Here is a 21,020-nt window from a genome sequence, read left to right on the forward strand (position 1 = left end):
GGTTTCACCTGAATGTCGCAGCCTGTTGGACCGCGAGATCCTCTGCGCCGCCCGCGTCAGCCCCTTCGCATGCAGCATCTGAACGGGCGCTCCAGGCAATTGCGGAAACGCGCTGGCTTAGCGGACCGTGGCGCGCCTCAGCATTCGGGCTCATGCCGGGCCGCCGTCGAGCTTCCGCAAGGCAATGACCTCCGCGCTGTCAACCAGCGCCGGGATCTCAGCCAGTATCGCTTTGATATGCGGAGCCGCCGCATGCTTCTCCAAAAGTGCGCGGCTCTCCCATTCTTCGGTCCAGACGAAGCGACGAGGATTGTCGAGATCGCGATTGAGCTGATAGCTGATGCAGCCTTCCTCAGTCAGCGTCGTGGCGATCACCGACCGGAAAAGAGCCTCGAGCTTGTCTTCCGCTCCAGGTTTGGTGACAAAGATTGCAACGGCAGGCGTCGTCATTGGCAGTTCCTTCATGCGGTGGAGTCAGCGGCTTAGCATTTCAAGGCGTGTCAGGATCGGGCGTAGGTTCCCTCGTATCGGCCTTCACGGATCGTCTTTATCATTTGCTCTTCGCGCGCTATCTGGGCCTGTACGGATGCCAGGAGTGTCGCAGCGTTGTCTGCCGGGAACGAAACCAGGCCGTCCTCGTCGCCGACAACGATATCGCCGGGCGAAATCACACAGCCGCCGATCGATACAGGGACGTTGATTTCGCCGGGACCGTTCTTATAGGGACCGCGATGTGTGACGGCGCGTGCGTAGCAGGGGAAATTGGATGTGGCGAAAGCAGCGACATCCCGGATTGCGCCATCAATGACGAACCCCTCTGCCTTACGCCACTCGGCGATCTCCTTCATGATCTCGCCGACAAGCGCACGTGTCTCGTCGCCACCGCCATCCACCACAATGACATCGCCTGGCCCAACCAGCTCGAGCGCCTGATGGATCGCGAGATTGTCGCCCGGTCGCGTGCGGACGGTAAATGCCGTGCCAACAAGCTTGGCGCCGCGATGAAACGCCCGCAACCCGACCGAGCCGGGCAGTCGGCCGAGATTATCGGAAATCACGGCGGTGGGTGCGTTTCGGAAGCCTTCGATCAAATCTGCCGGGGGCTTGGGTACGGATGCCGCGGCAATGGTGACATTCATGGAATCAGATCCTCCAATTTTGGCGGACGCGCTGCCCGTGGTCGCCGGGCAGCCGCAAAGCATGCCGGCCTCGAACACGCGGCCGACGCATCGTTAAGGTTCGAACCGTCCGGCCGGATTTTCGATGGATGCGACCGGACCGGTAAGATCGGACGAGGGCCTACCAACCCTCGAGGACGATCTTGCCGCGCGACTTGCCGCTCTCCAGCAACGCATGTGCGCGCTTGAGGTTGTCGGCGTTGATGACCCCGAAGGTCTGGTCGAGCGTGGTGCGCAAGATGCCCTTGTCGATGAGATCGGAGACCTCGTTCAACAGCTGGCCCTGGGCGCCCATGTCCGCGGTCTGGAATGTCGATCGGGTGAACATCAGCTCCCAGTGGATCGACACGGCCTTGGCTTTGAACACACCGATATTGAATTCGGCGGGATCGTCGATGAGCCCGAACCGGCCCTGCGGTGCGATGAGCTCGGCAACATCCTTGTAGTGCTGATCGGTGAACGTCAGGCTGGCGACGAAAGCAACCGGATCTCGGTTCAGGGCGGCGATCTGCCCCTTCAGTGGCTGTGAATGATCGATGACCGCATGCGCGCCGAGATCGAGGCACCACGCCTGCGATTCAGGACGCGTCGCAGTCGCAATCACCGTCAATCCTGTCAGATTGCGTGCAAGCTGGATGAGGATCGAACCAACACCACCGGCTCCTCCGATCACCAGTAGTGTGCGTGGATCAGCGCTCTGGCCGCGCGTAGCGCCCAACCGGTCAAACAGCAGCTCCCAGGCCGTGATCGCGGTCAGAGGCAGAGCGGCAGCCTCGGCAAAGGAAAGAGTTTCCGGCTTTTTGCCGACGATGCGCTCATCGACGAGGTGGAACTCGGCATTGGTCCCCTGGCGCTGGTTTGAGCCGGCGTAGAACACCGCGTCGCCCGGTTTGAACAGCATTGCGTCCGGACCGACCGCATCGACGATGCCTGCTGCGTCAAACCCGAGAACCTTATAGTCACCTTCAACGGGTTCGGCACGCTTGCGGATCTTATAGTCAACGGGATTGACCGAAACCGCCTTGACGGCAACCCTGATGTCGCGGCCCGATGGTTCGGGTTTGACGGCGTCAAAATCAACGAGTGACTGTGCATCCTCGATTGGAAGCGACTTCTGATACCCAACGGCTTTCATGAGATGTCTCCGTAAGTGCGGCGGTGTCCCGCCCTGTCATTGCCGAGCTGAGCCGAACCGGACCGACCGCGTCGCATCCCGTTGTCTCGCCAAATGTTGAGAAAGCTTCGAGCGGCGGGCCAGGACGCGCAGGGCCGCCGCAACGCCGCGACTAGACCCCGCCGTAGACCCCGGCGCGGTTCCAACCGCGAAACTCGTCGCCGAACCCTTCCGATCCGGAAGCCGTAACGACAACGGTGTCCTCGAGCTTGATGTATCCTCTGGTCGGGTGCTTGATTGCGGTTTCGATGGAAATGACCATCCCCGCCTCCAGCGCACGATCCTCGTCATAACCCTGGTAAGGCACGGGCCCGACACTTGTCAGGCGCGGGCCTTCATGGCTGACAAGTCCCATGCCGTGCGCAAGGAACTCCATGTACGGCTTGTGGGGAGACTGATCGATGATCGCGTCTGCGATGGTGAAGATGTCGCCGCCGCGTGCGCCAGCCTTGACGGGCTTGCGCGCCTCTGACTGGATGTGCGTGATCAGGCCGAGCAGGTCCTCCAGTTCGGCATCGGGCTCTCCAAGGATCCCCATGCGGCACAGGTCGCCGATATAGCCGTGAAAATTGCCGGCCGAATCCAGCGAAATGACATCACCGGCCTGTAGCTTCTGCTCCGAGGGCGATCGGTTGAGATCGCGCCCTGCCGTGATCAGGCAATATTCGAATTTGAGGTCGCGATTGACTTCCTCGCGCCTGAGCTTTGCCACGAGGTCGTTCTTGGTCATGCCCGGGAGGCAATAGTCAAATGTCGCCGCCATGGATTGCACGACCCTCTCGGAGGCTTCCCGCAGCAGGGTAAGCTCGTCTGGCGTCTTGATCAGGCGCAACCTCTCCAGGACGAAAGCTGCATCGGCGATCCGGTAACCATTGTCGTGCAGCAGCTGCCCTCCATCCATCGGGACGAAGGCTTTTTCCACGCCGATGGTTGACGAGGAGGCACCGATCTTCCTGATATGCTCGACAGCGAGCTGGATGGCGTCGGTGCTGCTCCACGTTCCCGTTTCAACGACCGGGGGCCAGAATTTGCCAAGCTGGCGTTCGAAGATCTCAAGCGCTGCGCCGAAATAGGCCGTATTGTCGGGCTTTCCCTTCTGGTAGACGACGACGGGCAGATAGCGGTTCAGCGCGACCGCATCCATGTAGTCGAAGAAGAAGAAACGATAACCGCCGAGCAGATATTGAACATTGTGCTTGGACGTGGCGATCAAGATGTCGATACCCGCCTCATCCATGAGGCGGTCAAGCCGCGCCTGGTCGAAGGGCAATGATCGATAGCTTGAGGATTGCGAAACACTCACTGACAAGTTCCCTGTTGTTGTTGGCACGTTGGGGCCATGTTGGCAAAGATCGGCCTCTCCAAGGCCGGAACTCCGCATCGAAATGATGAACCGGATGGACGCGGACGACAGCGCTCGACAATTTCAGCCGGAGCTGATTAGCGGCGACGGAATCCCGTAGGAGCGAGACCAGTACACAAGCGGCTGTTCAGCGCCCGATACGATGTCCTCAACGCGTCCGATCAGGAGCACGTGCGAGGCAATGGTGCGCGCCTCGACCAGTTCACAGTCGAAGGCAGCCACGGCTCCTTCGAGGTAACGATGCAGTTCGCCCGGGCCACCTGCCCAGCGTGCGGCGGTCAGATCATAGGGTTGGCCGGTGCGCGGGCGGCCGGAAAAGCGTTCGGAATGCTCCACTTGTTCGGCAGACAGCACGTTGATGGCGAACCGACGGTGCGAGGCGACGGCCTTGCAGAGCGGGTTGCTGGATTTGACGGCCACCAGGACCATTGGCGGATCGGCCGAGACCGAAATGAAAGTTCCGACGGTCAACGCGACCCGCTCGTCCGGGGCGCCGGCCACGACCACCGCCACACTGAGCGGCACCCGGCTCATCGCCGACACGAATTGATCGCGCAAAATATTCGAACTGCTGGTAATCGATGGTGCAGAGGTTGTCATGGCACATGAGACCTTCAATCTGGGTTTCAGACGGCGCCGCTTCCGCGGCGCTGCGGACGGGTCACTAGAGCGTCGGATTGTCGAGCGGCAGACCGAGAGCGGTGCGGCCATGCGATATCGCGCTGACGTCCCAATTTTGGGTAATGTGGCGGTTTGCTGCGCTCATGTCGGCGAAATAACGCGATAGCGGATTGCGCTCGTAGATCGCTCCGCCACCAGCCGCATCCCACACAACATTCACCGCACGGGTCGCGAGCTGGCCGGCAAAGGTTGCCTCGGCCCGGCAGCGCGCACGCTCCTCGTCGGTCGGCAAACGATCGGATTCGAGGATTTTCGTCATTTCTTGGCACGCACCATAGATCAGCAGGCGTGCGGCCCTCAGACATGACAGCGCCTCGGCCACCTTAACCTGCTGGGTGCTGAAATCGCTGACGGCTTTGGCCGAAACGCGAGAGACCCTCGTGCGCGCCTGTTCGAGATAGATGTTGACTGCGCCCTCGGCGATACCGAGCGCGGTACCGCCGATATAGACGCCGAACATGCAGTAGAGCGGTGCGCGCATGTTGATCGCCTCGCCGTCAAAGAGCGGCTTTCGCGCCCGCATCGTATCGACAGTTGTCGTGCGATGTTCGGGGACGAAAACCTCCTCGAGCGTCACATCGTGGCTGGCCGATCCTTTCAGGCCGATGGCATACCATGTGTCGAGGATTTGATAGTCGCTCTTCGGCACCAGGAAGTGCCGGTCTTCCTCTTCGCCGTTCGGGCCAGGCGTGAAAGCCGTGAAGATTGCCCAGTCCGCGAGGCTGACTCCGCTCACGAAGGGCCAGCGACCCGAAAGGATATATCCGCCGTCCACGCGGCGCGCCTTGCCAAGATTGGGGATGAGGATGCCGGACAGGAGGGCTGCTGGGTCTTCTCTCCAAACGTCTTCCTGGGCCTGCTCGGGCCAGCGGCACATCATCGAATTGTGGGAAATGTTCTGAACGATCGCCCAGGCGGTCGATCCGCAGGCCTGGCCGAGTGGTCGCATCACATCGACTGCGGCGCTGAATGGCGCATCGGCACCGCCGAAGCGGGCAGGCTGAAACAACCTATGGATGCCGGTTCGCCTGATGTCGAGGCGCGTTGCTTCCGGCGGCTGGCGAAGCGTCTGGGTCTCGGCACTCCGTTCGCGAAGGGCAGGAGCGAGTTCCTCGGATCGCTTGATAAGTTCATCGGGCGTCCCAGCGCGCTCGATGGCCGGCAGGTCGTCTCTCTTCAGTGCAGTGGGGTTACTCACATTAATGCTCCCGTTTGATGCGATTTTTATAGAACATATGTTATATTAAAAATCAACGCAAGCCCCTCAAGGTGCCGGAGAACGGTTCAAAACGCCGAATATAACGCTGTTGCAGGTGAAGTTTGTTGCTGATAAACTAGAATAAACGTTCGAAAAGGGTGAAAAATATGCCGAAACTCGGGATGGAAGCGATCCGTCGAAGGCAAGTGATGGATGCCGTCATCCACATTTTGTCGACCAATGGCTGGCGCGACCTGACAATCCGGGAGGTCAGCGACGTCGCTGGGATTTCGTCTGGCGTCATTACCCATTATTTCAGCAACAAGCGTGCGCTGACATTGGATGCGATCAATGATGCGACGCTGCAGTTCGTCAAAGCGCTGAGCAAATTCGAACATCGTCGCAGTGATGCGGCAGATCGGCTCGTCGCGCTTGTGGACTATGTTAGTCAGCCGTCTCCCGCGGGCATTCCCGAATGGCGATTCTGGCTGAGCCTTTTCGGGCGGATGCCCTTCGACAAGGTCCTGCAGGCCGAGGTGCAAAAGGTGCACCGGCTCTATGGCGAGATCATCGTGCGGCTGATCGAAGCCGGGGTGGAGGAGCGCAGCTTTCGCCCGACGCGCGCGCCTGACGATATCGCGGTGACGTTTATCAGCACGTCGTTTGGGCTTTGCACGCTGATGGTCGCCGATCCGCAAGACATGCCGCCGGCTCGTTGCCGGCGGATGTTGCTCGATGTTCTGGGCCAGGATCTCGGCGTTGCCCTGGAGGCGGCGCCATCGGCCAAGGGGCTACGGGTCCGTGAATGACGCGCGGGCGAGGCATGGCGAGCGCATGCCTAACCCGTCATCCCAAGGAGCATCTATTTGACAATCATCTATCCAGACGACTTCAAGGGCCAGCGCGTCTACAGTCAGGCTCTTATCAATTCTGCGCGCAATCTCATTCCGGTCCTCAGGGAGCGAACGCAGGAGACCGAAAAAAATCGCTGCCTGCCTGAAGAAACACGGCAGGATCTGCGTCGCTCCGGCGTTGCTCGCCTGCTTCAACCCGCAAGTTTCGGAGGTGCGGAAGGCTCACTCGAACATCTCGCCGACATATTGATCCCGGTTGCCAGCGGCTGTCCCTCGACGTCGTGGTGCCTGGCTCAGTACCTGTTTCACAACTACATGATCGCCCACTGGCCCCTTGAGGCGCAAAAGGAAGTCTGGGAAGACCCGATGAACCTTGTCAGCGGCATTCTTGTGCCCCGGCTTGGCAAGGCACGCCAGGTCGAAGGCGGCTACGAGCTCACAGGGCAATGGCCTTTCGTCAGCGGCGTCGAACCCTCCGATTGGTGCATCCTCTCCGGGATGGTGGAGCAGGACGCGGCGCCCGACGAGGAGCGGTATTTTCTCGTGCGGAAATCGTCCCTGACCATTCTCGATACGTGGGATCCGATCGGCCTTCACGGCTCAGGCAGCCACGACGTCAAGGTCGAAAGCCTTTTCGTCCCCGAACACCTCACATTATCCATTCAAAGCATGAAGGGCGGGGACTTTCCCGCCAAATCCATCAATCGCGGTGCCGTCTATCGGCCGCCGCTCCTCATGATCAGCGGCATCCTGCCGGCCGCCTGCCTGATTGGCATGACCGAAGCGATGTTTGAAAACTTCCTGCTGCAATCACGAGACCGGAAGTCTCTGAGAACCAGCGAGGATACGGTCGGGTTCCCGACGCACCAGATGCGCGTCGGAGAGGTGTCAGCCTCCCTTCAGGCCGCTGAAATGCTTCTTCGGGCAGACTGCAGAGAAATCATGGAGCTTGCCGCTGCCGACTGCACATTTTCCGCGATCGAGCGATCAAACTACCGCTCGAACTCGGCCTATGCGGGACAGCTGGCGCGACGGGCATCAGAGGCCGTATGGGATCTGATCGGAGCGCGTGGCGCCTACGCGACCAATATGATCGCAAGTTATTACCGCGATATCGCCGTTGCGTCCCGCCATACGGCCATTAACTGGGAAGTCAATGCGACTGAGCACGGCCGTGCCCGCCTCCGGTTGCCGTTGACGAACCCCTCGCTCTAACGGCGCAATCCTCAGTCTTAAGTGAACTGCATAAAAATTAAACTCCTGTAACTTTGCTCAAAAATCTCGCTATTTTAGTAGTGTGTCCTTGACAATTTTTTTTAGATGGGATGTTCTATATAAATCAGATCGCAACGACGATCGGATTGGGAACGATTGATAGGGGAAGAAAACCGCCAAGGTTCGCCGCCTCTCAACAAACAATATTCTCCGGAGGACTTTATGAGTGACTTGTTCTCACTAGCCAAGATGATGGCCGAAGGTCGCATCTCGCGTCGCGGATTCATGAAAACGGCTGCTGCCTACGGCGCCGCATCTGCAACCCTGGGTTCATCAGCATTTTCCGCCCGCGCGGCAGATGGCCCGCTCGTCGGATTCAGCTTTCCGAGCTTCGATGCGTTCCGCTGGCCGCATGACCGCCATTATTTCGAGATGCGGGCAAACGAGCTCGGTCTGCGATATATCATCCAGGGCGCCAACGAGGATGTATCGACGCAGGACTCCCAGATTGACGCCATGCTGTCGCAGGGCATCCAGGCGCTCATCATCATCCCCGTCAACGTTGAAGCCGGGGCGAAGATCGTCGAGCGCGTTAAGAGCGATTCCAACATCCCGATCATTTCCTACAATTACGTGATCCCGTCCGCCGCCATCGACTATTGGGCCGGCCGCGACAATTATCTCGTCGGCGAACTCCAGGCAAAACAGGCCCTGAAGGAGGCCAAGAAGGGCAATTGGGCGATCGTCAGCGGGCCGGAAGGCATCGATGTGGCGCGTCAGAAGACCGAGGGCGCCCTTCGCGTCCTGCAGCCCTTTATCGACTCCGGCGAGATCAAGATCGTCTCTCACCAGTGGCACGATAACTGGCGACCGGAATCGGCGCTGAAGCAGATGGAAGACGCTCTGACGGCCAACAACAACGATATCCAGGCCGTTGTCGCCAACGAAGAAGGCCTGGCACTCGGTGCGCTGAAGGCGCTGACCGAAGAGGGCCTGAACGGAAAGGTCTGGATCTGCGGCGAAGACGTCTGGCCGGAAGGCGCACGCGCCATCGTCAAGGGCGACATGGCCATGAGCGCCTGGACCGACCTTATTCAGATGGGTCGCGTCGCGGCAGAGGCGGCGCACGCCCTCATCAAGGGCGAAACGCCTCAGAGCAACGACAGCATCGATGTGGGCGGCAAGAAGATACCGGGCATGCGCATTCAGTCGCGCGTCGTCAACAGGGAATCGCTGCCCGAATTCCTCAAACTGACCGATTGGTTGAAGCCGGAAGATATCGGCCTCAAGGGTTAAGGGGAGTGAAAGCGGTGGCTACGTCTGCAGTCCTTGCCCCATCGGGCAAGCAGAATGGCGCTGGTTTGTTGCAACTCGACGGTATCACCGTCGAGTTCGGCGCGACCCGTGCGCTCAACAATGTCAGCTTCAACGTCTCGGCCGGTGAAGTGGTCGGCCTCATGGGCGCCAACGGTGCCGGCAAAAGCACGCTGGCAAAGGTTATCGTCGGCGAGATCCCGCACGGATCATATCGCGGCACGGTCATGTGCAGCGGAGTTCCGGCCGCCTTCGCCGATGCACGCGACGCCCACGAGGCCGGTGTTGCTCTGGTTCACCAGGAAGGCGCCGTCGTTCCGCAATTGACGATTGGCGAAAACGTGATGCTTACGATCGAACCATCGCGTTTCGGGGTGATCGACTGGAAGGCTCTCTACGACCGGGCGGATGCCGCCATGCGCCGTCTCGGTCTCGATATCGACACGAGGCGCCCGCTCGCCGGCCAGGGCGGTGTTGCCTTGATGGAGCAGGTGGAAATCGCCCGCGCCATCGCCAGCGGCAGTCGCGTTTTCGTGTTCGATGAATCGACATCGGCCCTTGGCGCCGACGAAATCGGACTTCTGCTCGAGCGCATGCGCGAACTGGCCGCCCAGGGCGCAGGGATCATCTTCATCTCCCATCGGACCGATGAAATCCTGAAGGTTTGCGATCGTGTCGTCATCCTGCGTGATGGGCGGGTGGCCTTGGAGGCCCCAAGAGCCCAACTGGACCAGGCAGGCATTGTGCGCGCCATGCTCGGCAATGCACTCGCGGAGCCGCAGCATGTTGCACACAATGAGCGATCGGATCGAGGTGAGGCTGCCGTGCGCCTGCGCGGCTGGAACCGCGCACGCACGCCTGAATCGCCGCGCGATGTCGGTCCGATCGATATCGAGCTTGCGGCCGGCGAAATCGTTGCCGTTTACGGTCCGTTGGGAGCGGGAAAGACGGAGCTGGTCGAATCCCTCTATGGCTTCATGCCGGAGTTGACCAGCGGCTCGGTGGAGCTCGGCGGCGCGGACTTTTCCCCGCGCAATCCGCGTGATTCCATCGCGCACGGGATCGCCTATGTCTCGGCCGAACGTCAAAAGGACGGCCTCATCCCCAATCTCTCGGTGCTGGAAAACATGATGCTCGGATGGCACCGCGGCGCGCCTCGCAAGGGCTCCGTGGTCAATCACGAGAAATCGAAAGAACTCTGTAGGTCGTTCATCCGTGATCTGGCGATCCGCACGCAGGGACCTGACCAGCCGATCAGCAGCCTCAGCGGCGGAAACCAGCAGAAGGTCCTGCTTGCGCGAGCGCTCATCAACGAGCCGCGGCTCGTCTTGCTTGACGAGCCGACGCGAGGCATCGACCTCGGGGCAAAGCAGGACGTCTATCGCCTAATCCGAAACGTCGCGTCCAGAGGCACGGCGGTGCTCTACGCCACCATGGAAGAGGACGAGGCGCTCGAACTCTCGGACCGTATCCTCGTCCTGCGCGACGGAAAAAAAGTCACCCTCGTAAATACACGAGACACCAACCGCCACGAGCTTCTCGCTTTGGCCGGCGGCACAGCAATAAAGACAACGGTGGAACAGCAATGAAATCAAATGTAGCCAATCTGAAGAACGACGCGGTTGCAGTGGCGTCTTCGGACGCGAAGACCGAAACACCGAACCGCGCGAACTCCATCATTTCCATCCTGCGCTCGGCGGCCGGACTGCTCGCCGCCATCGCAATCGTCTGGCTGGTCTTCTCGCTGCTGACGGATGGCATATTCGTCAGCGATCGAAACCTCAGCAATCTCATGCGCCAGACCGCGATCACCGCCATCGTGGCGCTCGGAATGCTGGTCGTCATCGCCCAAGGGGAGATCGACCTGTCGGTCGGATCGTTCATGAGCCTTTGCGTTACCGTGGTCGCCATGATTGAGGCGAGCGGCACCGTCGGCCCATGGGTGACCATCTTCGCAGCCCTTGCGATGGGCGTCGCAGTCGGGCTCTGGAACAGCGCCTGGGTCGCAAAGCTTGGGCTGCCGTCCTTCGTTGCCACCCTCGGCTCCCTGATGCTGTTGCGCGGGCTCGCGCTTGCACTGTCGGGCGGGCGCACGATCTCCGGCATCTCCGATGGAATTCGCTTTTTTGGCGACGCGTTCGTCACCGGTCCGGCGCTTTGGGCCTTTATCGCGGTTGCGGCAATCATCGCGCTCTGGCCGTTGCGCAGTCTCAGCCAGAACAGCAATCCGCGCAGCGTCCTGATACGCGTTGCCCTGGGATTTGCGAGTGTCGTTCTCCTTGCCTGGGCGACGCTCTCTTATCGCGGCCTTCCCATGCCGGTCGCGATTACGCTGACGGCGGCGGGACTTCTGGCCTGGATGCTGACCAACACCGTTTGGGGACGCCATGTCTATGCCGTTGGCGGCAATCGGGCTGCCGCAAAGTCGGCCGGCATCCCCATCACCAAGCATTTGGTGACCTCCTTCATCCTGATCGGCGTGCTGACCGCGATCGGTACGCTGATGTTCGTCGGGCGCCTTGGATCGGCCCCCCCGGAATCGGGCCTGTTCCTGGAATTGAATGCGATTGCAGCCGTGGTTATCGGCGGCGCAAGTCTCTACGGCGGCACCGGCCGGGTGTCGGGTGTCCTGCTCGGTGCCTTGCTCATGCAGAGCCTCGGCAACGGCCTCTCGCTCCTGAACGTGCCGACAGCCTATCAGAACATCACGAGTGGCATCGTCCTGATGCTCGCAGTATATATCGATGTTCTTTCAAAGCGCGGAGGCAAGCTATTCGCACGCCCTTGAAAAATGCCGCTGCAGTCTGTCTGTTGCCCCTCGCAGTCGCCGCTTACGGGGCCGGATATGCAGCGAGCAGCGCACGCAAGGTTTCGCGTGCGCTGCGGCGGATCCTTCGTCTGGATTGGCGCAGGATTTCCCATGGCCCGTTGGAACTCAAGACACCTGCCACATGGGGCGATATCGAGACCACGAGCGACGGCATGCTGGTGCTCCACAACCGCCCGGAAAGGATGAGAGTGGACGGCGATCTGGTGTGGTACGGATCGACGATCGAAATCAGGATTTACCGCGCTCTCGATCCCCGACCGACGATCGACAATGCTTCGCGCTTCTGGAAGGTCCGCCTCGGTTCTCCGCAGGATCCGCTGATCGCCGAGCTCATCGTCGCCAACGGCGTTCGACCCACGAAGGAGAGGGAAGCACAGCAGGTCTTTCGCTCCCTTCGCCTGACGGGCGATCCAGCGTCTATCGTCTGGCCGAGGCAGGAAGATCAGGGCATTGCGTTGCGACGTGTCGTCCCGCCGCATGGCTCGAACATCGCGCGCGATTTCGAGAGCTTCTAAACCAGCTCACAATGTTTCCGGGCGATCGCGAGGACCGTGCCAGCGCATCAAGCGGCTGTGCACGCCTATTCGCTATGGCCGGGTCTTTGGCCAATGGTTCCGGTTATCGGCGCCTCAAGAATATTTTAGCGACAATCATCAACGTCACGGGAGCGGATACCCATGGAGGAACTTTGGCGCATATCGGCTAGCCAACTCGCGGGCCTCATAAGGTCGAAACAGGTTTCGGCAAAGGAGTCCGCGGAAGCGGCGTTGAAGCGGCTTTATTCGGTCAATCCGATGATCAATGCAGTTGTCGATCACCGGCCTGGCGACGTTCTCGCCCAGGCGAGCGCAATTGATGCGGCAATCGCCCGTGGTGAGGATCTCGGACCCCTGGCGGGCGTCCCCGTCACGATCAAGATCGGCGCCGACCAGAAAGGCTATGCGACGACTGACGGAATGAGGTTGCAGCGCGACAATGTTGCGGCCGCCGACAATCCGGCCGTCGGAAACATGCGCAAGTCCGGCGCCATTCTGCTCGGCAGAACCAACTGTTCGGCCGTCTCTTATCGCTGGTTTTCCACGAACCTGCTCCATGGAGACACGAAAAACCCGCGCGATCCCAGTATCACGCCGGGTGGCTCTTCCGGTGGGGCAGGGGCAGCCGTTGCAGCCGGTATCGGGCAGATTGCGCATGGAAGCGACATTGCCGGATCGATCCGTTTTCCAGCCTACGCCTGCGGCGTGCATGGCCTGCGTCCGAGCCTGGGTCGCGTTCCGCACTTCAACCCGTCATGGGGCGGGCGCTCCATCGGCGGCCAGATCGGTGCGGTCTCCGGCCCGATCGCGCGCACCATCGACGACCTGCGGCTTGCCTTGGCCGCCATGGCGGCGCCTAACCTTTACGACCCATGGTATGCCCCGGTGCCGCTCGAAGGACCACCAAGGCCCAAGAGCGTTGTGATGTGCGTCAATCCCGATGGCCTCAATCCCGTGCCCGAAGTGATCGCTGCCGTGCGCGACGCCGCTTCGCGACTGGAACGTGCGGGCTGGAATGTCGAGGAGATTTCCGAAACGCCGTCCTTGCGTGAAGCTGCCGACATCCAGGCGAAGCTGTGGCTTGGCGACGGCTACGAAGCACAGCTCGACATGGCAAAGATAGAGGGTGATCCGGGCGCGCTGGCCTGTTTGAACGGCATGCGCGACAAGGTTTATCCCTTCGACCTGTCAAAGGCATTAATACGGCGGGATCTCTTGGTCCGGGCGTGGTTTGCGTTTTTTGCCAAATATCCTGTCCTTCTCATGCCGGTATCCGGTGAGCTGCCGTTCCCCGACAATTTCGACCTACGTGATGAGGCGTCGTTTGAACGGGTGTGGCACGCGCAATTGCCCCAGGTCGGCATTCCCTTGATGGGGCTTCCGGCGTTGTCGGTATCGACGGGGCTGGTCGATCGCGTCCCGGTCGGGGTGCAACTGGTGGCCGGCCGCTTTCGCGAGGATCTATGTCTTGCAGCGGGCGAGGCAATCGAGGCCGGCGGAACGCCCGTGGCTCCAATTGATCCGATCGTCTAGGCACCGGTCGGGAAGCAACCTGGATTTCGTCATTCAAGGCCACCTCACCATCATGAGAGGCGCGCGGGAGCGGGAGGAGTGCTCTGATGCCGGATGCTGCTGAAGCCGAGATATTTACCTGCTCACTTGCCGACAATGCGCTCTATGCCGACACGGCCGTCGCAAGGCTCTTCGGCCTCGATCCGAAGGAAACCCTTCTAGGCATGTCTCCCGCCGCCTATCTTGCCCGGGTCCACGCCGAGGATCGGGCAAACGTTGCCGGTCTCTGGATGAAGGCGGTTGCAGACGGCCTGCCCTATAGCGGCATCTATCGTGTCATCGGTGCAGCCGGCGCCGTCAGACATGTCATTGCCCACGGCCGCTGCTTTCGCGACAGGGCCGGCACGCCAGCCCATTACGCTGGTATCGTCTACCCTTGGGAAGGCCAGTTTCAGCTCTATGCGGAGGAAGACGTTGGAAGACAGCCACGGCTTCAGTAGACCGCGCCTGCGGATTTGATCGGGTGAGGCGAGGTCATGCGCGCTAGGCGATTGTCGGATTGTCGTCGGGCTGCCGGCGACCAGCATCATGATTGTGGGCAGCCCGAGATATCGGAAAGACGAATAGAAAGGCAGGTTTCAGCCGGCTTGCGCGCGCCGCTCCATGTGCGCCTTGGCAACCCTGACGGCTTCCGCGGTCCTTCCCCATAGGCCCGAAATCTGCTCAACGATTTCCGGTCGTGCACTGCGCGGGTGGCCCGCGGTGAAAACCGGTTGCGGGTCATATTCGAGGACGAGTTGCGTGAATTCGGCCGCATCTTGACCCTTGATCTCGGCGATCAGGGACAGCGCGAAGTCAATACCGGCCGTCACACCACCGCCAGTGATCCTGTTGCGATCGATGCAGACACGATCGTAGCTCGGTTCAATGCCGAGCGCGATCAGAGGTTCGTAGAAGGGCCAATAGGTGGCTGCGCGATAGCCTTCAAGCAGTCCGGCCATCGCCAGGATCACCGAGCCGGTGCAGGCAGCGGTAATGTAGCGGGCCGTCTTGCCGGCGCGGGCGATGAAGTCGAGATATTCCTGGTCCTTCATGATCTCGGGCGTGCCGCCGCCGCCTGGCACGAAGAGGATGTCCAAATTCTCCGGAACGTCGTCAAACGTGATGGTCGGGTTCATCGTCACGCCCATGTCCGTCGGAACCGGTTCCATCGTTTTCCAGATGAGATGTGTCTTACTGTGCAGTCCCAGTGCTGTCTGCGGACCGGCGAGATCCTGGAGCGTAAATCCGGGGAACAGCATCATTCCAACCTGAAGGGGTCTGTCTTCGGTTGTCTTATTCGTTTCATCGGCCATGTGAGGTCTCCTTGTTGCTGGGCACCACCATTGAATAGCGATAGCCAGCCACCTAGGTGAGTGGCAGGAATGACAAAGTCCGATCAATTACCGCCAGACGAGATCAAATCCCTGGCTCGCCAAATCAGAGGTTTTTCTCGATGCATAAGGTCGCCGTGCTCGTGTTGAATGACGTCGTGCCGCTTGACTTCGGTATTGCCTACCAGGTCTTTGACATGGCGCGCTTGGACGGGACCAACAAAGCCTATGATGTTTTCGTTTGCGCACCCAGGCGAACCGTCCGGTCGGGTTGCTTCGACATGCAGGTTCGTCACGGGCTAGACGCGCTCGCCCATGCCGATACGATCATAATCCCGGGCAGTGAAGGCCCATCCAGGCAGGTCCCAGATTCTGTGATCGTTGCGCTGCAGAATGCTTATGCGCAGGGAAAAAGGGTAGCTTCGATTTGCACTGGCGCCTTCATCCTGGCGGCGACCGGTCTCCTTGATGGACGGCGCGCCACGACCCACTGGCGCTTCACGGACGAACTGGCAAGATCTTATCCAAGCGTCACCGTCGAGCCCAACGTCCTGTTTGTCGATGAAGACCAAATCGTCACGTCGGCCGGCGCCTCGGCGGGGCTCGACATGTGCCTCCACCTTGTCCGCCGTGATTACGGACAGTCCGTTGCTGCCGACGCTGCGCGTATGACGGTCGCGCCCTTGCATCGCGACGGTGGCCAGGCGCAATTCATCCGGCATGAACCGCCAGGATCACCGACGAGCCTGACACCGCTGATCGAATGGATGCGCGACAACCTACATGGCTCGCACACCGTCGACAGCCTCGCAGGTCGCGCCAACGTGAGCCCACGGACATTCGCCAGACGCTTCCTCGATCAGACCGGGACGACGCCCTTGCAGTGGCTCGTCATTGCAAGGATAGACCGAGCGAGAGAGTTGCTGGAAGAGAGCGAAACATCGATCGACCAGATCGCCTTTCTCACCGGCTTCGGTTCGCCCGTGACATTCCGGGCGCGGTTTCGCCGCATCGCGGGGCTCACTCCAACAGAGTACCGGCGCCGGTTTAACGCGAACGCCGCGACTGCCTAGAGAATGGCCGATATGGCTCAGGTGGCGCATCACATCGCCATCAAATGGTCGATGACGATGATGGGTGGTGGGTAACTCCCCTGACCCGACATTACCGGATGACAGTTACTGAGGGATATTTGTCCTTTCGACCTTCAAACGTCGCAGATATGCAATCGCCCGTGAGTTCGTATGGTGCGTTTGGCGGATCGGCCCGATCCGGTTGCACTTCAGCCGTTTCGTCGATCTTGCAGGATCAAGAACACGGGAGGTCCGATGACCGACTTGTCCCGGTTCCAATGGTACAGGACCGATATCATGGCCTTTCTTGCCGATGCTCTTGCCCGCGTAAAGCCTTCAGCCACCATCGCCGTCGCTCAGAAAGCGCGCGAGCTGCAAGCCGAAGGACGAGACGTGATCAGCCTTGGCGCCGGCGAGCCGGATTTCGATACGCCCGATAATATCAAGGAAGCGGCGATCGACGCGATCCGCCGCGGCGAAACGAAGTACACGCCGATCTCCGGCATTCCAGAACTGCGCAAGGCGATTGCCGCCAAGTTCAAGCGTGAGAACAATCTCGATTACACCTGGGAGCAGACGATCGTCGGCACCGGCGGCAAGCACATCCTCTTCAACGCCTTCATGGCGACGCTGAACGCCGGCGATGAAGTGGTCATTCCGACGCCTTGCTGGGTGACCTACCCGGAAATCGCTTCGCTTTGCGGCGCCGAGCCGATCTTTGCGCCGACAAGCCAGGAAAACAACTTCAAGCTCCAGGCCGCCGATCTCGCAAAGGCGATCACGCCGAAGACCAAGTGGTTCGTCTTCAATTCTCCGGTCAACCCATCGGGCGCTGCCTATACGCATGATGAGTTGAAGGCGCTGACGGACGTGCTGGTCAAGCATCCGCATGTCTGGGTGCTGACCGACGACATGTACGAGCACCTGACCTATGGCGACTTCAAGTTCGTGACCCCAGTTGAAGTCGAGCCGTCGCTCTATGACCGCACGCTGACGATGAATGGCGTCTCCAAGGCCTATGCCATGACCGGCTGGCGTATCGGTTACGCGGCCGGCCCGATCCAGCTCATCAAGGCGATGGACATGATCCAGGGCCAGCAGACTTCGGGCACGACCTCCATCGCCCAGTGGGCTGCCGTCGAGGCGCTGAACGGCCCGCAGGACTTCATCCCGGCCAACAAGAAGATCTTCGAAGGCCGCCGCGATCTCGTGGTTTCCATGCTGAACCAGGCCAAGGGTATTTCCTGCCCGGTTCCGGAAGGCGCCTTCTACGTCTATCCGTCGTGCAAGGGCCTGATCGGCAAGACAGCTCCGTCGGGCAAGGTCATCGAGACCGACGAGGACTTTGTCACCGAACTGCTGGAATCGGAAGGCGTTGCCGTCGTTCACGGCTCGGCCTTCGGCCTCGGCCCGAACTTCCGCATCTCCTATGCGACGTCGGAAGAGCTTCTCGAAGAAGCCTGCCGCCGTATCCAGCGATTCTGCCAGGCATGTTCTTGAGGCGTACCGCGCCGACTGCGGGCGTGCCTTTCATGAACAACCTACGACTCGCCAATGCTGTAGGGCAGAATCGTCCTCACATCGTGGTCCACATGAAGTTTGCGCATCAAGGGGGGAACGGCGCGCTGGGGACAGCCGACACGCTCGCAGATCCGGCAGGATATGCCGATGGGAGCGAAATTCTTGCGGGCGGGCAAGTCGAGGTCATCCGCATAGACGAATGCATGCGCATAGGAGATTTCGCAGCCGAACGCGATGGCGTAACGTGGTTGCGGGTGATGAAATCCCGAACCGAATTTCGTGATCTGCGTGGCGAGACACAGATATCTGACGCCGTCTGGCGTCTCGGCCAGCTGCCTGATGATACGGCCCTGCGCCTCGAAGGCCTCATGAACATTCCACAGCGGGCATGCCGCGCCGAATCTCGCAAACTGAAGTTTCGTCGCGCTATGGCGCTTGGTGATGTTGCCGGCGCGGTCTATGCGCGCAAAAAAGACCGGAACACCTTTGTTTCCCGGTCGCTGCATCGTGCTCAACCTATGGCAGACCTGCTCCAGGCTCGCCCCGAAACGCGCGGCGAGCAATTCCAGGTCGTGACGAAGCCCTTTTGCCGCCGTTAGGAATTCACCGTAAGGCAGCAGTAACGCACCGGCGAAATAGTTTTGCAAACCGATCTTGCAGATCTCCAACGCTTCGGCGGTGCGAAAATTGGCGTTGCGCGCGATCGGTTCGATGAGGTCGGAGGCGTGAAGCTGAGCGATCTGCAATGCGATCTGAAAATCGCGGGTGGCGGCCGGTGCATAGCGGCTGAGGGATAAAGTCCGGCCGGTCTTGTCAAACCTGCGGAGCGCTTGATCGTTAGGCTCTGACCTTTTTATCTCGACCTGGTACTGCGATCTCAGAAAGCCGGACAAGGCGGAATAGTTATCACCGTCGCCGAGCCGTAGCTGAGTTGCCAGCTTCTCCGCCTCCACGTCGAGCTGGTGGATATAGTTATCGACGAAATGAAAGAAGTCGCGAACTTCCTCGTAGGAGGTCGTTTCTGCAAGCGAAGCCGAGCGGCCGAGGCTGTCGCTGAGGCCGACAAGTTGCTCGTTGTTTCGCTTATAGGCCTGATGCGCCCGGATCAGCGACCGCGCCAGGTTCGGCGCACCTTGGGTGACGAGTTTCATTTCCTGGACGTTGAGGGCGAGGTTCTCGAAAAGAGGATCGGCCAGTGCTTCTGTCAGGGCGGACAACAACCTGTCACCTTCGCCCGACGACAGCTCACTCACATTGATCTGAAATTTCTCGGCGAGTGCGACGAGGACGGCTGCCGACACCGGTCGCTGGTTGTTTTCGATTTGGTTCAGATAGCTGGTCGAAATGCCGATCCGTTCGGCGAACTGGGCTTGGGTCGCCCTGTTTGCTTCCCTGAGGTCGCGCACCTGACGTCCTATGAAGAGCTTTCCTGCCGCCATGTTTGCAACTTTGCAAAAGAGGAGTTTGCATTTTTATAGTTTACTCATCCATGCACGATCAAGTGTTTTGTGAACCCCGTCCCTTCGCTACAACACCGCGAGATCAGGGCATTTTCGAAGGACATGACATGCGATCCGTTCTTGAACAGCTAGAATCGCGGCGGGCAGAGGCAAGACTGGGTGGCGGCCAGAAACGCATCGACGCCCAACACGCCAAGGGCAAGCTGACGGCCCGTGAAAGGATCGAGGTGCTGTTGGACGAAGGGTCGTTTGAAGAATACGACATGTACGTCGTCCATCGGGCCGTCGACTTCGGCATGGCAAGCCAGAAAATCGCTGGCGACGGCGTCGTCACCGGCTGGGGAACCATCAACGGCCGGCAGGTATATGTTTTCTCCCAGGACTTCACCGTCCTTGGAGGATCGCTCTCCGAAACGCACGCGCAGAAAATCTGCAAGATCATGGACATGGCGCTCAAGAACGGGGCGCCTGTCATCGGCCTCAACGATTCCGGCGGCGCGCGGATCCAGGAAGGCGTCGCATCGCTTGCCGGCTACGCGGATGTCTTCAAGCGCAATGTCGAGGCGTCAGGGGTCGTTCCCCAAATCTCTGTCATCATGGGACCGTGCGCGGGTGGGGCAGTCTATTCGCCAGCCATGACGGACTTCATCTTCATGGTGCGTGACAGCTCCTACATGTTCGTCACAGGTCCGGACGTGGTCAAGACCGTCACCAACGAGATCGTCACCGCAGAGGAACTCGGCGGCGCAAGGACGCACACCACGAAATCGTCCGTCGCCGACGGCGCCTTCGAAAACGATGTAGAGGCTTTGGAGCAGATCCGGCTTCTTTTCGATTTCCTGCCGCTCAACAATCGCGAACCGCCGCCGACCCGTCCGTTCTTCGATGATCCGGCTCGTCTCGAGCAACGCCTCGACACCCTCATCCCCGACTCGTCGAACAAGCCCTATGACATGCGCGAACTGATCGTCGCTATCGCGGATGAGGGCGCGTTTTTCGAGATCCAGGAAGCGTTCGCGAAGAATATCATTACCGGCTTCATGCGCATCGAAGGACAATCGGTCGGTGTCGTTGCAAATCAGCCAATGGTGCTTGCCGGCTGTCTCGACATTGATTCCTCACGCAAGGCTGCGCGGTTCGTCCGCTTCTGTGATGCGTTCAACATTCCGATCCTCACCCTTGTGGACGTTCCAGGTTTTCTTCCCGGCACCTCGCAAGAATATGACGGGGTCATCAAGCATGGCGCAAAGCTCCTGTTCGCCTATAGCCAGGCGACCGTGCCGATGGTGACGCTGATCACACGCAAGGCCTATGGCGGCGCCTATGATGTCATGGCATCGAAACATATCGGTGCCGACGTCAACTACGCCTGGCCGACCGCGGAGATTGCCGTCATGGGCGCCAAGGGCGCAACCGAGATCCTTTACCGATCTGAACTTGGCGACCCGGAAAAGATCGCCGCTCGAACAAGGGAATACGAGGAACGCTTCGCCAATCCGTTTGTCGCTGCGGAGCGCGGCTTCATCGATGAAGTCATCATGCCGCATTCCTCACGCCGTCGCATTGCCCGCGCCTTCGCCTCGTTGCGCAACAAACAGGCCGATGTGCGATGGCGCAAGCACGACACGATACCACTCTAAGCATTTCCGCCGCCTCGACGCCCAACGCCTGGCACCATTGGATCTGGCACCTGACGCGAGACAACCACGCCAGAACCGCTCCGCGCTGACGTTATCGA

19 protein-coding genes are annotated in these 21,020 nt (G+C 60.1%); 11 read left to right on the plus strand and 8 right to left on the minus strand.

Annotation, left to right across the window (positions count from 1 at the left end; genetic code table 11):
• Positions 1-150: 150 nt before the first annotated feature.
• From GR212_RS34170 to GR212_RS37665, 6 genes are all read right to left on the minus strand, one after another.
• On the minus strand, positions 151-450 hold the full coding sequence (locus GR212_RS34170; RefSeq protein ID WP_163994008.1) for a putative quinol monooxygenase: 300 nt from the start codon (positions 448-450) through the stop codon (positions 151-153).
• Positions 451-500: 50 nt separating this feature from the next.
• Positions 501-1,139, minus strand: a complete 639-nt coding sequence (locus GR212_RS34175; RefSeq protein WP_163994009.1) for an RraA family protein — start codon at positions 1,137-1,139, stop codon at positions 501-503.
• A 160-nt stretch (positions 1,140-1,299) separates the two neighbouring features.
• Positions 1,300-2,313, minus strand: a complete 1,014-nt coding sequence (locus GR212_RS34180) for a zinc-binding alcohol dehydrogenase family protein (RefSeq protein WP_163994011.1) — start codon at positions 2,311-2,313, stop codon at positions 1,300-1,302.
• Between the two features lie 151 nt (positions 2,314-2,464).
• The gene (locus tag GR212_RS34185) at positions 2,465-3,655 is read right to left on the minus strand and encodes a M24 family metallopeptidase (RefSeq protein ID WP_348643596.1); all 1,191 of its coding nucleotides are present in this window, start codon (positions 3,653-3,655) and stop codon (positions 2,465-2,467) included.
• Between the two features lie 123 nt (positions 3,656-3,778).
• Positions 3,779-4,315: a flavin reductase family protein gene (locus tag GR212_RS34190; RefSeq protein ID WP_163994015.1), complete on the minus strand. Its 537-nt coding sequence runs from the start codon at positions 4,313-4,315 to the stop codon at positions 3,779-3,781.
• Positions 4,316-4,379: 64 nt separating this feature from the next.
• Entirely contained in the window at positions 4,380-5,594 is a 1,215-nt protein-coding gene (locus tag GR212_RS37665) for a hypothetical protein (RefSeq protein WP_204326884.1), read from the minus strand.
• A 209-nt stretch (positions 5,595-5,803) separates the two neighbouring features.
• Here GR212_RS37665 and GR212_RS34200 point away from each other — a divergent pair, with 209 nt between their 5' ends.
• The 8 genes from GR212_RS34200 to GR212_RS34235 all read left to right on the plus strand — a co-directional run bounded on the left by GR212_RS34200 (position 5,804) and on the right by GR212_RS34235 (position 14,355).
• Positions 5,804-6,403 (plus strand): TetR/AcrR family transcriptional regulator, encoded by a 600-nt coding sequence (locus tag GR212_RS34200; RefSeq protein ID WP_163994017.1) that lies wholly within the window; start codon positions 5,804-5,806, stop codon positions 6,401-6,403.
• A gap of 57 nt (positions 6,404-6,460) precedes the next feature.
• Positions 6,461-7,663, plus strand: coding sequence for an acyl-CoA dehydrogenase (locus GR212_RS34205; protein ID WP_163994019.1), 1,203 nt, complete (start codon positions 6,461-6,463; stop codon positions 7,661-7,663).
• A 222-nt stretch (positions 7,664-7,885) separates the two neighbouring features.
• On the plus strand, positions 7,886-8,959 hold the full coding sequence (locus GR212_RS34210) for a sugar ABC transporter substrate-binding protein (RefSeq protein ID WP_163994021.1): 1,074 nt from the start codon (positions 7,886-7,888) through the stop codon (positions 8,957-8,959).
• Between the two features lie 14 nt (positions 8,960-8,973).
• Entirely contained in the window at positions 8,974-10,566 is a 1,593-nt protein-coding gene (locus GR212_RS34215) for an ATP-binding cassette domain-containing protein (RefSeq protein WP_204326885.1), read from the plus strand.
• Positions 10,563-11,765, plus strand: a complete 1,203-nt coding sequence (locus GR212_RS34220; RefSeq protein WP_163994024.1) for a sugar ABC transporter permease — start codon at positions 10,563-10,565, stop codon at positions 11,763-11,765. The genes GR212_RS34215 and GR212_RS34220 overlap by 4 nt, the downstream gene beginning before the upstream one ends.
• A gap of 140 nt (positions 11,766-11,905) precedes the next feature.
• On the plus strand, positions 11,906-12,322 hold the full coding sequence (locus GR212_RS34225; RefSeq protein ID WP_163994026.1) for a hypothetical protein: 417 nt from the start codon (positions 11,906-11,908) through the stop codon (positions 12,320-12,322).
• A gap of 162 nt (positions 12,323-12,484) precedes the next feature.
• Complete coding sequence (locus GR212_RS34230) at positions 12,485-13,876, plus strand: amidase family protein (protein ID WP_163994028.1); 1,392 nt, start codon at positions 12,485-12,487, stop codon at positions 13,874-13,876.
• An 86-nt stretch (positions 13,877-13,962) separates the two neighbouring features.
• On the plus strand, positions 13,963-14,355 hold the full coding sequence (locus tag GR212_RS34235; protein ID WP_163994030.1) for a PAS domain-containing protein: 393 nt from the start codon (positions 13,963-13,965) through the stop codon (positions 14,353-14,355).
• A gap of 138 nt (positions 14,356-14,493) precedes the next feature.
• Here GR212_RS34235 and GR212_RS34240 read toward each other — a convergent pair whose 3' ends face one another.
• On the minus strand, positions 14,494-15,210 hold the full coding sequence (locus GR212_RS34240) for a DJ-1/PfpI family protein (RefSeq protein WP_163994032.1): 717 nt from the start codon (positions 15,208-15,210) through the stop codon (positions 14,494-14,496).
• A gap of 140 nt (positions 15,211-15,350) precedes the next feature.
• Between GR212_RS34240 and GR212_RS34245 the strand changes: the two genes are divergently transcribed.
• Positions 15,351-16,301, plus strand: a complete 951-nt coding sequence (locus tag GR212_RS34245; RefSeq protein WP_163994034.1) for a GlxA family transcriptional regulator — start codon at positions 15,351-15,353, stop codon at positions 16,299-16,301.
• 297 nt (positions 16,302-16,598) lie between these two features.
• Positions 16,599-17,801, plus strand: coding sequence for a pyridoxal phosphate-dependent aminotransferase (locus GR212_RS34250; protein ID WP_163994053.1), 1,203 nt, complete (start codon positions 16,599-16,601; stop codon positions 17,799-17,801).
• Between the two features lie 41 nt (positions 17,802-17,842).
• Here the strand turns inward: GR212_RS34250 and GR212_RS34255 are convergent, their stop codons facing one another.
• Positions 17,843-19,261, minus strand: a complete 1,419-nt coding sequence (locus GR212_RS34255) for a helix-turn-helix domain-containing protein (protein ID WP_163994036.1) — start codon at positions 19,259-19,261, stop codon at positions 17,843-17,845.
• A 128-nt stretch (positions 19,262-19,389) separates the two neighbouring features.
• Between GR212_RS34255 and GR212_RS34260 the strand changes: the two genes are divergently transcribed.
• Entirely contained in the window at positions 19,390-20,922 is a 1,533-nt protein-coding gene (locus GR212_RS34260; protein ID WP_163994037.1) for an acyl-CoA carboxylase subunit beta, read from the plus strand.
• Positions 20,923-21,020 lie beyond the last annotated feature (98 nt).

Origin of the sequence: Martinezella lusitana (assembly GCF_010668395.1) — a bacterium.
Classification (GTDB): domain Bacteria; phylum Pseudomonadota; class Alphaproteobacteria; order Rhizobiales; family Rhizobiaceae; genus Rhizobium; species Rhizobium lusitanum_A.